Origin of the sequence: Streptomyces sp. NPDC029526, assembly GCF_040637405.1 — a bacterium.
Lineage (GTDB): Bacteria > Actinomycetota > Actinomycetes > Streptomycetales > Streptomycetaceae > Streptomyces.
Genome location: NZ_JBEZWE010000004.1, coordinates 147,575 through 159,596 on the forward strand (window position 1 = coordinate 147,575; position 12,022 = coordinate 159,596).

Below are 12,022 nucleotides of genomic sequence, written 5' to 3' on the forward strand. Positions count from 1 at the left end.
CCCCGACAACGAGTTGACGCGCCCTCACCGCGCCACCGGGAGCTGTCCCCCGGTGGCGCGGTGACCTGTCAGTGGGCGCCGACCAGCAGGTCCGCCTCCTGCTCCCGGAGCACCATCGCGCGCAGTGGCCCGTCGGTCCCGGCCAGTTCCGCGTACGTCCCGCGCTGCACCACGTGCCCCTCGTCCAGCACGATCACCTCGTCCACCGCCTCGAGACCGGCCAGCCGGTGGGTGATGAGGAGCGTCGTGCGCCCCTCGGTCGCGGCCAGCAGGTCGGTGGTGAGCGCGTCGGCCGTCGCCAGGTCGAGGTGCTCGGCCGGCTCGTCCAGCACCAGGACGGGGAAGTCGGCGAGCAGCGCCCGGGCTAGGGCCAGGCGCTGGCGCTGGCCGCCGGACAACCGTGCGCCGTGTTCGCCGACCAGGGTGTCGAGCCCGTCCGGCAGGCTCCGCGTCCACTCCAGCAGCCGGGCCCGGCCCAGGGCGTCGTACAGGTCCTCCTCGGTCGCGTCCCGCTTCGCCAGCAGCAGGTTCTCGCGCAGCGAGCTGTCGAAGAGGTGCGCGTCCTGCGCACACAGCCCCACCAGGCGCCGCACGTCGTCCCCGTCCAGGGCGAACGCGTCCACACCGGCCAGCGTGTACCGGCCGGCCCGGGGGTCCAGGAACCGCAGCAGCACCTGCGCGAGGGTGGTCTTGCCGGAGCCGGACGGACCGACGACGGCGATCCGCCGGCCCTGTTCCAGCGTCAGGTCGAGGCCGGTCAGGGCGTCCCGCTCCTGCCCCGCGTACCGGGCGGACAGCCCACCGAGGACGAGCGGGAACGGTGAGGCGGGCGCCTGGCGCGGCCGCTCCGGCTCACGCACCGGCACCGGAGCGTCCAGCACGTCGAGGACGCGCTCCGCGCTCGTGCGCACCCGCTGCCGGTACTGCACGGCGAGCGGCATCCCGAGGACGGCCTCGAACGCGGCGAGGGGCGTGAGCACGACGACGGCCAGGGCCACCCCCTGCAGCCGGCCGGCGGCCACCGCCTGGACGCCGACCAGGGCGGCGGCGACGACGGTCAGTCCCTGGATCAGCGCGGTGAGACCGTCCCCGAGGGCGGTGGCGGTCGCGGCCCGCGAGGCGATCCGGGTGAGCGCGCCGTCGGCCCGCCGGGCCGCGGCGGTCCGCCCGGGCAGGGCACCGGCGACGGCGAGTTCCGCGGTCCCGGTGAGCAGATCGGTCACCCGGGTGGCGAGGACGCCCCGCGCGGGCGCCAGCCGCAGCTCGGCCCGGCGGGCGACGGCCCCGGTGAGCAGCGGCACGCCGGCCCCCGCCGCCAGCAGACCGGCCGCCAGGACGGCTCCGGCCTCGGGCAGCAGCCAGGCCGTGAAGCCGACGGACAGGGCCGAGACCAGGACGGCGGCACCGGCCGGCAGCAGCCAGCGCAGCCAGTAGTCCTGCAGCGCGTCCACGTCGGCGACCAGCCGGGACAGGAGGTCCCCGCGCCGTGCGCGGCGCAGCCCGGCCGGGGCCAGCCGTTCCAGCCGCCGGTACACGGCGACCCGGGTGTCGGCCAGCATGCGCAGCACGGCGTCGTGCGACACGAGCCGCTCCGCGTAGCGGAACACGGCACGTCCGATGCCGAAGGCGCGGGTGGCGGTCACCGCCACCATCAGATACAGCACCGGCGGCTGCTCCGAGGCACGGGAGATCAGCCAGCCGGACGTCGCCATGAGGCCGACCGCGCTGCCCAGCGCCAGGCTGCCCAGCAGCAGCGCCAGGGCGAGGCGTCCCCGCCGGGCGCCGGACAGCTCACGGACCCTCGCGAGCACCCCTCCGGCACCGGCGCCGGAGGGGGCCGGTGTGCCGGCCGGCGCCGTTGCGGCCGGCTCGGGTTCCACCGCGGCCGGGGTGGTGACGACACCGGAAGGTTCCCGTGCGGGCTCCGCGGACCCCCCGTCCGCCGTGGTGTGCCCGGTGGACGGGGTGGCTGCGGGCTCCGCCAGCCGCACCACACGGTCCGCGACGGAGAGCAGCGCGGGGCGGTGCACCACCAGCAGCACGGTCCGGCCGGCCGCCAGCCGCCGGACCGCCGCCACCACCTCGGCCTCGGTGGCACCGTCCAGGGCGGCTGTCGGCTCGTCCAGCAGCAGCACGGGCCGGTCCGCGAGGAACGCCCGCGCCAGCGCCAGTCGCTGCCGCTGCCCGGCGGACAGTCCCGCCCCGTCCTCGCCCAGCGGTGTGGCGGTGCCTTCGGGGAGGGCGTCCACGAAGTCCAGGGCGCCGGCGTCCCGCAGGGCCTGCCGCACGGCGTCCTCGTCCGCGTCCGGGCGGGCCAGCCGGACGTTGTCGGCCACCGTCCCGGCGAAGAGGTGCGGCCGCTGCGGCACCCAGGCGATCCGGCTGTGCCAGTCGGCACGGTCGAGCCCCGCGAGGTCCGCTCCCCCGACCAGGACGCGCCCGCCACTGGGCCGTACGAAGCCGAGCAGCACGTTCAGCAGGGTGGACTTGCCCGAGCCGCTGGGTCCGACCAGGGCGACGGTCTCTCCGGGACGGACGGTGAACGACACGTCGGTCACCGCGGACGAGGAGCGCCCGGGGTAGCGGACCGACACGTCGTCGAACGTCAGGTCACCGGCCGGTGCGGGCGCCGTCCCGGGCTCCGGAACGGCCGTCTCCAGCACCTCGAAGATCTCCTCGGCCGCGGCGAGTCCTTCGGCGGCGGCGTGGTACTGGGCCCCGACCTGCCGGAGCGGCAGGTACGCCTCCGGAGCGAGGATCAGGATGACCAGTCCGGTGTACAGGTCCCCCTCGCCGTGCACCAGCCGCATGCCGATGGTCACGGCGACCAGGGCCACCGAGAGCGTGGCGAGGAGTTCCAGTGCGAAGGAGGAGATGAAGGCGATCCGCAGGGTCCGCATGGTCGCCCGGCGGTAGTCGGCGGTGATCCGCCGGATCGACTCGGCTTGCGCCTTGGCGCGGCCGAACACCTTGAGCGTCGGAAGCCCCGCGACCACGTCGAGGAAGTGCCCGGACAGCCGTGACAGCAGCTGCCATTGACGGTCCATCCGGGACTGCGTCGCCCAGCCGATCAGCACCATGAAGAGGGGGATGAGCGGCAGGGTGCCGACGATGATCGCCGCCGAGACCCAGTCCTCGGTGACGATGCGCGCCAGCACCGCCACCGGGACGACGACCGCGAGCCCCAGCTGCGGCAGGTAACGGGAGAAGTAGTCGTCCAGGGCGTCGACGCCCCGGGTGGCCAGTGCCACCAGCGACCCGGTCCGCTGCCCGCCGGGCCAGGACGGGCCGAGGGCGGTCGCCCGCTCCAGCAGCCGGCCCCGCAGCTCGGACTTGACCGCGGCGCTCGCCCGGTGGGCGGCCAGTTCGGTGAGCCAGCCGACCAGCGCCCGGCCCACCCCGACCGCGGCCAGGAGCAGCAGGGGAGTGGCGAGACCCGCCACGTCCAGGCCGCCCTCGAAGGCGCCCACCACCACCTCGGCGATGAGCATGGCCTGTCCGATGACGAGCCCCGCGCCGACGGCCCCCAGGGCGACGACCGCCAGCAGGAAGAACCGGGTGGCGCGGGCGTACCGGAGCAGTCGCGGGTCGATCGGTTTCACGTGAAACACACCTCAGTGCACGGGATCGGCGATGTGCTGGGTGCCGATCCGCTTGCGGAACACCCAGTACGTCCAGCCCTGGTAGAGGATGACGACCGGCGTGGCGATCACCGCGAGCCAGGTCATGATCTTCAGGGTGTAGGGGCTGGACGAGGCGTTGGTGACGGTCAGGCTCCAGTCCGGGTCCAGCGTGGACGGCATGACGTTCGGGAAGAGCGTCAGGAAGAGCATCGCCACGGCGGCCACGATCGTGACGCCGGACAGCGTGAACGACCAGCCCTCCCGGCCGGCCCGGTTGGCCGCCAGGGCGGCGACCAGCGAGGCGACCGCCACGACCAGGGCGACCAGGCTGCCGCCGTCCCCGTCGCGCACCTGCGTCCACAGCAGGAATCCCAGCGCCAGGGCGGCCGTGACCAGCCCCACGCGCTCCGCCAGGCGGCGGGCCCGTTCCCGGATGTCGCCCAGGGTCTTCAGCGCCGCGAACACCGCGCCGTGGAAGGTGAACAGCGACAGGGTGACCAGCCCGCCCAGCAGGGCGTACGGGTTGAGCAGTTCCCAGACGTGCCCGACGTACTCGAACTCGGAGTCGATCTTCACGCCTCGCACGATGTTGCCGAACGCCACGCCCCACAGGAAGGCCGGCAGGAGCGAGGTCCAGAAGATCGCGGTCTCCCAGTTGCGCTGCCACGCCTCCTCCGGCCGCTTGGCCCGGTACTCGAAGGCGACGCCCCGGATGATGAGGCAGACCAGGATCATCAGCAGCGGCAGGTAGAAGCCGGAGAACAGCGTTGCGTACCACTCGGGGAAGGCGGCGAAGGTCGCGCCGCCGGCCGTGAGCAGCCACACCTCGTTGCCGTCCCAGACCGGGCCGATGGTGTTGATCAGAACCCGCTTCTCGGCCCGGTCACGGGCGAGCAGCCGGGTGAGGATCCCGATGCCGAAGTCGAAGCCCTCCAGGAAGAAGTAGCCGATCCACAGGACGGCGATGAGGACGAACCAGACGTTGTGCAGTTCCATGACGGTGGTGCCTCCCTCGGCCTAGTACGAGAAGGCCATCGGCTTGTCGGCGTCCCGGAGGTCGCCGCCGAGCTTCGTGGGCGGGTTCAGGTCGGACTCGGTGAGTTCCGGCGGTCCCGCCTTCACGTACTTGGCGAGCAGCCTGACCTCGATGACGGCCAGGGCGGCGTACAGGGCGGTGAAGACCGACATGGAGATGATGACCTCGGCCTGGGACACCCCGGGGGAGACCGCGTGCCGGGTCTGCATCAGCCCGTAGACGACCCAGGGCTGACGGCCCATCTCGGTGAAGATCCATCCCCAGGCGTTGGCGATCAGCGGGAAGGCCATCGTCCACAGGGCCAGGCGCCAGTAGAGCCGGGTCAGGCGGTCTCCGAGCGGCTTCTTCAGGAGCACCAGGTGCGGCACCTCGTCCTCCCCGGTACGCAGTGCGGGCGGCAGCATGAACCGCTTCCGGGTGAGCCACAGACCCAGCAGGGCGAGCGAGAAGGAGGCCATGCCGAAGCCGATCATCCATCGGAAGCTCCAGTAGGCGACCGGGATGATGGGCCGGTAGTCGCCGGGGCCGAACTCCTCCTGCAGGGCCTCGTTGGTGTCGTTGATGCCCGGCACCTCGGAGTCGAAGTCGCCGTGCGCGAGGAAGGACAGGAGGCCGGGGATCTCCAGCGCGACCTTGTTGTGCCCCTCGTCGACGTCCCCGTAGGCGAAGACGGAGAAGGGGGCGGGGCCCTCGGTCTCCCAGAGCGCCTCGGCCGCGGCCATCTTCATCGGCTGCTGCTCGTACATGACCTTGCCCAGGGTGTCGCCGCTGACGGCGGTGAGCAGGCCGCCGACGGCCATGGTGACGAGACCGAGCCGGAGCGAGGTCCGCATCACGCTGATGTGCTTCTTGCGCATCAGGTGGAAGGCGGCGATGCCGACCATGAAGGCACCGCCCGTCAGGAACGCCGCCGCGAAGCTGTGGAAGACCTGGTTGACGGTGGTGTTCTGGGTGAGCACCAGCCAGAAGTCGGTGAGCTCGGCGCGGCCCTTCTCCTCGTTGATCCGGTAGCCCACCGGGTGCTGCATCCAGGAGTTGGCGGCGAGGATGAACCAGGCCGACAGCAGCGTGCCGATGGAGACCATCCAGATGCAGGCCAGGTGGATCTTCTTGGGCAGCTTGTCCCAGCCGAAGATCCACAGGCCGATGAAGGTGGACTCGAAGAAGAAGGCGATCAGGGCCTCGAAGGCGAGGGGGGCACCGAAGACGTCACCGACGAACCGTGAGTAGTCGGACCAGTTCATGCCGAACTGGAACTCCTGCACGATGCCGGTGACCACGCCCATCGCGATGTTGATCAGGAAGAGCTTCCCCCAGAACTTGGTCGCCCTGAGGTACTTCTCCTTCTCCGTGCGCACCCAGGCGGTCTGCAGCCCGGCGGTGAGGGCGGCCAGCGAGATCGTCAGGGGGACGAAGAGGAAGTGGTAGACGGTGGTGATACCGAACTGCCAGCGCGCCAGGGTCTCCGGGGCCAGAGCCAGTTCCACGTCGTGCTCCTTACGTCGCCGTGGTCATTACGGCCGCTTGCTGCCGCTTGCTCCCGTTCACACCGGAACATCTCGGGACAACAAGCCTGCGCTTGTGAACGCGTTCACATTCACAAGCAATTATGACGTACTGCTTTTCGTATCCGGAAGGGGGGTCCCCTGTGATGTCAACCCCTCCGCGGCACCGGGGACGCCGGTCCGCCCCGACGACCGTCCGCGCGGGGCGGACCGGACCGGCTCCCCGCACACACGCGGGCGGCCGGCGGGATCACCCGCCGGCCGCCCGGACACCGTGGCGTCGTGGAGGTCAGGCCTCCCTGCGGAAGGCCTCCGCCGTCTTGAGGAAGATGTCGTTCGCCTCGTCCTCCCCGACCGTCACCCGCACGCCCTCGCCCGGGAACGGCCGGACCACGACACCCGCCTGCTCACACGCCTGCGCGAACGCGGCCGTGCGCTCTCCCAGCCGCAGCCAGACGAAGTTCGCCTGGGTCTCGGGCACCGTCCAGCCCTGCCCGCGCAACCCGTCGACCACGCGGTTCCGCTCGCACACCAGCGATCCCACCCGGCCGATGAGCTCGTCCTCGGCCCTCAGCGAGGCGATCGCCGCCTCCTGCGCGATCTGGCTCACCCCGAAGGGCACCGCCGTCTTGCGCAGCGCCGCGGCCACCGGCTCGTGGGCGATCGCGAAACCGACCCGCAGCCCGGCCAGCCCGTAGGCCTTGGAGAAGGTCCGCAGGACGCAGACGTTGGGCCGGTCCCGGTAGATCTCGACGCCGTCGGGCACCTCAGGATCACGGATGAACTCGCGGTACGCCTCGTCCAGCACCACCAGGACGTCCTTCGGCACCCGGTCCAGGAAGCGTTCCAGCTCGGCCCGCCGGACCACGGTGCCGGTCGGGTTGTTGGGGTTGCAGACGAAGATCAGACGGGTGCGGTCGGTGATCGCGTCGGCCATGGCGTCCAGGTCGTGCACGTCACCCGGCGTCAGCGGCACCTGGACGGACGTGGCCCCGCTGATCTGCGTGATGATCGGATAGGCCTCGAAGGACCGCCAGGCGTAGATCACCTCGTCGCCGGGGCCCGAGGTGGCCTGCAGCAGCTGCTGGGCCACACCCACCGAACCGGTCCCGGTGGCCAGGTGCGACGCGGGCACCGCGAACCGCTCGGACAGCTCGGCCATCAGGGACGTGCACGCCATGTCCGGGTACCGGTTGAAGGACGAGGCCGCTGCCGCCACGGTCTCCATCACGCCCGGCAGCGGCGGGTAGGGGTTCTCGTTGGAGGACAGCTTGTACGCCGCGGGACCGCCCTCGGCGGCCGGCCGGCCCGGCTTGTAGGTGGGGATCCCCTCCAGCTCGGCGCGCAGCTTGGGGCTCGTCTCGCTCACCGCAGTCCTCCTCGCGAAGACCGGCGGCCCATGACCGCCGCCGACATCCAATACTGCTCACCTTATGAGGATTCCCCTCCGCTGCGTAGGGCCGCAGCGGGGCGGGATGCCGGCGCCCCGGCCGACGCCGTGACCGCCCCGGGGCCCTCGACGCCACAGCAAAGGGGCAAGATCACCCGAAGGCAGACGAAGCGCGCGGGAACAGGGGGCGCGCCTCACATATATCTATGCGCCGGTGGTTCACGCCGTGGCGCGCATCCCTCGTGCAGGTGAGTTGAGACCTCTTCGCAACATCGCACCCTTGGCAGGCACGTGCGCGCCGACACGTCACTTCCGTGAATTGGACGCTTCAACTACCTTGGTTTCCCAGGGGGTTGGACATTTATGATCATGCAGAAACGTGCCTGTCAACGCGTGCATATGCGTCCGCCCTACCCCACCGCATGAGCCCTACTATCGGCTCGCCATGACAGCAGCAGGGAAGCACCAGGTGAGCCGCGCGGAAACCTCACGTCGAGGCAGCCGGCCGGGTCGAGCGGGCATCAGGGACGTGGCCGCCGCCGCCGGAGTCTCCATCACGACCGTCTCCGACGCCCTCAACGGAAAGGGCAGGCTCCCGGACGCCACCCGGCGTCATGTACGCGAGGTCGCCGACAGACTGGGCTACCGTCCCTCGGCCGCGGCCCGCACGCTCCGCACCGGCAAGTCGGGACTCATCGGCCTGACCGTCACCACGTACGGGGATGAACCTTTCACCTTCACGGAGTTCGCGTACTTCGCGGAGATGGCGCGCGCCGCCACCTCCGCCGCGCTCGACCGCGGCTACGCCCTCGTGATCCTTCCGGCGACCTCCCGGCACGACGTGTGGTCCAACGTCGCCCTGGACGGCACCGTGGTGATCGATCCGTCCGACCACGACCCGGTCGTCAGCGAACTCGTCCGGCAGGGATTACCGGTGGTCTCCGACGGCCGCCCGGCCGGCTCCCTGCCGGTCACCGCCTGGGTCGACAACGACCACGAGGCCGCCGTCCTCGGCATCCTGGACCACCTCGCCGACGCCGGCGCCCGCCGCATCGGCCTGCTGACCGGAACCACCACCGACACCTACACCCACCTGTCCACCACCGCCTACCTGCGCTGGTGCGAGCGGGTGGGACAGGATCCGGTCTACGAGTCCTACCCCGCGCACGATCCGTGTGCGGGGGCCGTCGCCGCCGACCGGCTCCTCGCCCGGCCCGACCGCCCGGACGCCGTCTACGGCCTGTTCGACCCCAACGGCACCGACCTGCTCGCCGCCGCCCGCCGATACGGCCTGCGCGTCCCGGAGGACCTGCTGCTGGTCTGCTGCAGCGAGTCCGCCGTCTACGCCAACACCGAGCCCCCGATCACCACCCTCTCCCTCAAGCCGCGCCGCATCGGCACGGCCGTGGTGCAGCTGCTCATCGACGCGATCGAGGGGGTCGCCTCGGACCAGCCGGTGGAGCAGGTGATACCGACGGAGCTGATCGTGCGCACCTCCTCACAACGCCGGCCGCCGCGCACGACGGTCAGTCCGCCCAGGTCCCCCGAGGGGTCCTGACACCCGCACGACGGTCAGCATCCGGGCATCCCGAGCGGACCTGACAATACGGCCGCACCACTGGGTGCGGCGGGAAACGGGGACGTCCGCCGGGACGTCAGGGCCCCGGGGCGCCGGGACGCCTGGGCACGGGGCGCCGGGGGAGGACCGCGCGGCGCCACCGGAAGGCGCGGGACGGCGGGGCGCTTGGCGGAAGGTGAAGGCAGGGACGGCGGAGGCGCCTCGCGGCGGGTGAAGGGCGGGCCACTCCACGCCCACTCCTCCGGGGGAATCGGGCCGCCGTCCGGTGAAACGGCAGCCCTGTCCCGCCTACCGATCTCCCGCGCCGAGCCGATCCGGGGACGGCGAAATCGGGCACAACCCGGACAGAACGCACGGCCGGGCGGAGCGTTGCCCTGATTCACCACCCCTGGGTCATCACATGGCGGGATTCGCATTCCTATGATGGGCCCACGACACCGCGGACCGCTGCGACCAGGCAGTCCGATGCGGTGCAGACGCGGCGCGATGGTGGTGGAGGGGTCGATGACTCAGGGGGCCGGTCAGGGACCCGAGGTGCAGCGCACGGCGACGTTGCGCGACTTCCGGGTGCCCGCGTACGTCCACGAGACCGGCCCGTACGTCCACAGCACGCATCCCGGCGACGTCGCCCCGCCGACCGCGGAGCCCCACCCCGACGGATACACCCCCACCCAGCGGGACCTCCCCGTCATCAATCGGGGGGACACTGTCCAGGTGACCGTCGAACCCGAGTCCGCCCCCGCCCCGCAGTCCGTCACCGGCCCCGGGCCGCTGTACGTGGTCGGGGACGTCCACGGCTACCTCGACGAGCTCGTGGCCGCCCTCCAGGAACAGGGCCTGATCGACGCCGCGGGCCAGTGGTGCGCCGGCACCGCCCGCCTGTGGTTCCTCGGCGACTTCACCGACCGCGGCCCGGACGGCATCGGCGTCATCGACCTCGTGATGCGGCTGTCCGCCGAGGCCGCTGCCGCCGGCGGCTACTGCAAGGCCCTGCTGGGCAACCACGAGCTGCTGCTGCTCGGCGCCAAGCGGTTCGGCGACACCCCCGTCAACTCCGGGGCCGGCACCGCCACCTTCCAGGCCGCCTGGCTCCTCAACGGCGGCCAGAAGACCGACATGGACCGCCTGCAGGACCACCACCTGCAGTGGATGTCCCGCCTGGACGCCGTCGAGCAGGTCGACGGCCACCTGCTGCTGCACTCCGACACCACCGCCTACCTCGACTACGGCCGCTCCATCGAGGAGGTCAACGACACCGTCCGCGAGACGATCACCCGCAACGACGCGGACGAGGTCTGGGACCTGTTCCGCAAGTTCACCAAGCGCTTCTCCTTCCGGGACGAGGGCGGGGCCGACGCGGTGCGCTCCCTGCTGGATACGTACGGGGGCACCCGGGTCGTTCACGGGCACAGCCCCATTCCGTACCTCCTGGGCGAAGTCGGCTCCGAGGACGGCGAGGACGACCGCGGGCCGGTCATCGAGGGGCCGCACGTCTACGCCGACGGACTCGCCATCGCGATGGACGGCGGCGTGACGATGGCGGGAAAGCTGCTGGTCCGGCAACTGCCGCTGCACATCTGAGGCCTCACCGGACCGCCCGGCGCCGGCCCCGGCGCTCGGCGGTCCGTCGTCAATTTCGGTAAACCCCCTGTCACCGCGCGCCGTCACCGCTCTACCATCGGCTTATCCGTAGCAGGCTCCCCTCCGTTTCTGCCCGACGGCTCGTCAGCATGCCGAGCCCCAAGCCCTACGGAGCATCGGGGGATGCACATGAACAGCGTTCCGCAGTACCTGATGAGCGAGGACCGCCAGGAGTACGAGCGGGTTCTCGATGAGGCGCTGCGCACCGCACCACACCGTCCCGAACTGAGCGCCGCCGGACAGCGGCTCAACATCGAACAGTTGCGCACCATGGCGCTCGACGCCACCGCGATCATCGCGGCGGCCGCGGCGACCGAGTACCAGCACTACGTCAAGGTCCGTGAGGAACTGCGCCACCCGCCGTCCCGGCCCGCCCCGGCCGCCCGGGACGCGGGCGCCGAGGAGTCCGGCGGCGCGATGGGGCTCGCCGCCACCGTGGGCGAGGTCGCCGAGACCGCCGGCGCGGGCGCCGTCGCCGTGATGGCGGTCCTGGCCCCCGTCCTGGCCGGAACCGCGGCCGTGATCTTCCTGCTCGTCGGCTACGTCCTGCGGGCCGTCGACCCGGACGCCGCCTTCGCCCGGACCATGCTCACCACCGGATGGGTGTTCGGCGCGGTGACCGCGGTCGCCATCCTGCTCGCCGCGGTGGGTCTGCTGCTCACGGCACTGCGCAACAAGCCCTCGGCGCGCGGCGGCTCCTACGCGGAAGCCGACGGAGAGCTGGCCCGGGCCCGGGAGGCGTGGCGGGAAGCCCTGCTGGAGCGGGGCATCGTGCCGTTCCTACGAGACGCCCTGTCCGATCCGGGCACCGCCGCCGCACTGCACCCGTCGGCACCCGGCACCCCGGCCGGCCGCATGCCGCAGCTGGGCTACGACCGGCCGGGTTTCACCAGCCCGGGCGAGGGGCGGGCGCGCGGCTCACGGCCCAGCTACTCGAGCCCGGACTACAGCAGCCCGGACTTCGGCGGCCCGGAACACCAGCCGGAGTGAGCGGCCCCCGACCGCTTGCTCCACCTCGGACCGGGGCGAGCCCGGAGCCACGGCCGAGTGCGCCGTGAACACCGCGCCGGTCCAGGTCCTGGGCAGGCGCTCGCCGGGAACGAACGCCGGCCGGCACTCCCCGCTCACGATCGGGTTGCGGCGCCCCCTGCGGCGCGCCCGCGACCTGACCGTCTGCCCGGACGGGCGGTACGGCGCGCCGGGCGGGCCACGACGTCCGACCGCGCCACGCTTGCCCGCGCGGGTCGG

Annotated in this window: 7 protein-coding genes; 3 read left to right on the forward strand and 4 right to left on the reverse strand. The window is 72.1% G+C overall.

Translation table 11 applies throughout. The features are described 5' to 3' along the window. Positions 1-68: 68 nt before the first annotated feature. The 4 genes from cydD to hisC all read right to left on the reverse strand — a co-directional run bounded on the left by cydD (position 69) and on the right by hisC (position 7,533). On the reverse strand, positions 69-3,602 hold the full coding sequence (cydD, locus tag AB0F01_RS13555; protein WP_362093886.1) for a thiol reductant ABC exporter subunit CydD: 3,534 nt from the start codon (positions 3,600-3,602) through the stop codon (positions 69-71). 12 nt (positions 3,603-3,614) lie between these two features. Next, the gene (gene cydB, locus AB0F01_RS13560) at positions 3,615-4,619 is read right to left on the reverse strand and encodes a cytochrome d ubiquinol oxidase subunit II (protein WP_362093888.1); all 1,005 of its coding nucleotides are present in this window, start codon (positions 4,617-4,619) and stop codon (positions 3,615-3,617) included. Between the two features lie 21 nt (positions 4,620-4,640). Next, positions 4,641-6,146, reverse strand: a complete 1,506-nt coding sequence (locus AB0F01_RS13565; RefSeq protein WP_362093891.1) for a cytochrome ubiquinol oxidase subunit I — start codon at positions 6,144-6,146, stop codon at positions 4,641-4,643. 307 nt (positions 6,147-6,453) lie between these two features. Continuing rightward, positions 6,454-7,533 (reverse strand): histidinol-phosphate transaminase, encoded by a 1,080-nt coding sequence (gene hisC / locus AB0F01_RS13570; RefSeq protein ID WP_362093894.1) that lies wholly within the window; start codon positions 7,531-7,533, stop codon positions 6,454-6,456. 466 nt (positions 7,534-7,999) lie between these two features. Between hisC and AB0F01_RS13575 the strand changes: the two genes are divergently transcribed. The 3 genes from AB0F01_RS13575 (at position 8,000) to AB0F01_RS13585 (ending at position 11,764) form a co-directional block, all read left to right on the forward strand. Then, positions 8,000-9,112 carry a LacI family DNA-binding transcriptional regulator gene (locus tag AB0F01_RS13575; protein ID WP_362093897.1) on the forward strand — a complete coding sequence of 371 codons (1,113 nt, stop codon included), beginning with the start codon at positions 8,000-8,002 and terminating at the stop codon, positions 9,110-9,112. Positions 9,113-9,622: 510 nt separating this feature from the next. Continuing rightward, the gene (locus AB0F01_RS13580; protein ID WP_362094404.1) at positions 9,623-10,714 is read left to right on the forward strand and encodes a metallophosphoesterase; all 1,092 of its coding nucleotides are present in this window, start codon (positions 9,623-9,625) and stop codon (positions 10,712-10,714) included. A gap of 183 nt (positions 10,715-10,897) precedes the next feature. Next, entirely contained in the window at positions 10,898-11,764 is an 867-nt protein-coding gene (locus AB0F01_RS13585) for a hypothetical protein (RefSeq protein ID WP_362093900.1), read from the forward strand. The last annotated feature ends 258 nt before the right edge of the window (positions 11,765-12,022 follow it).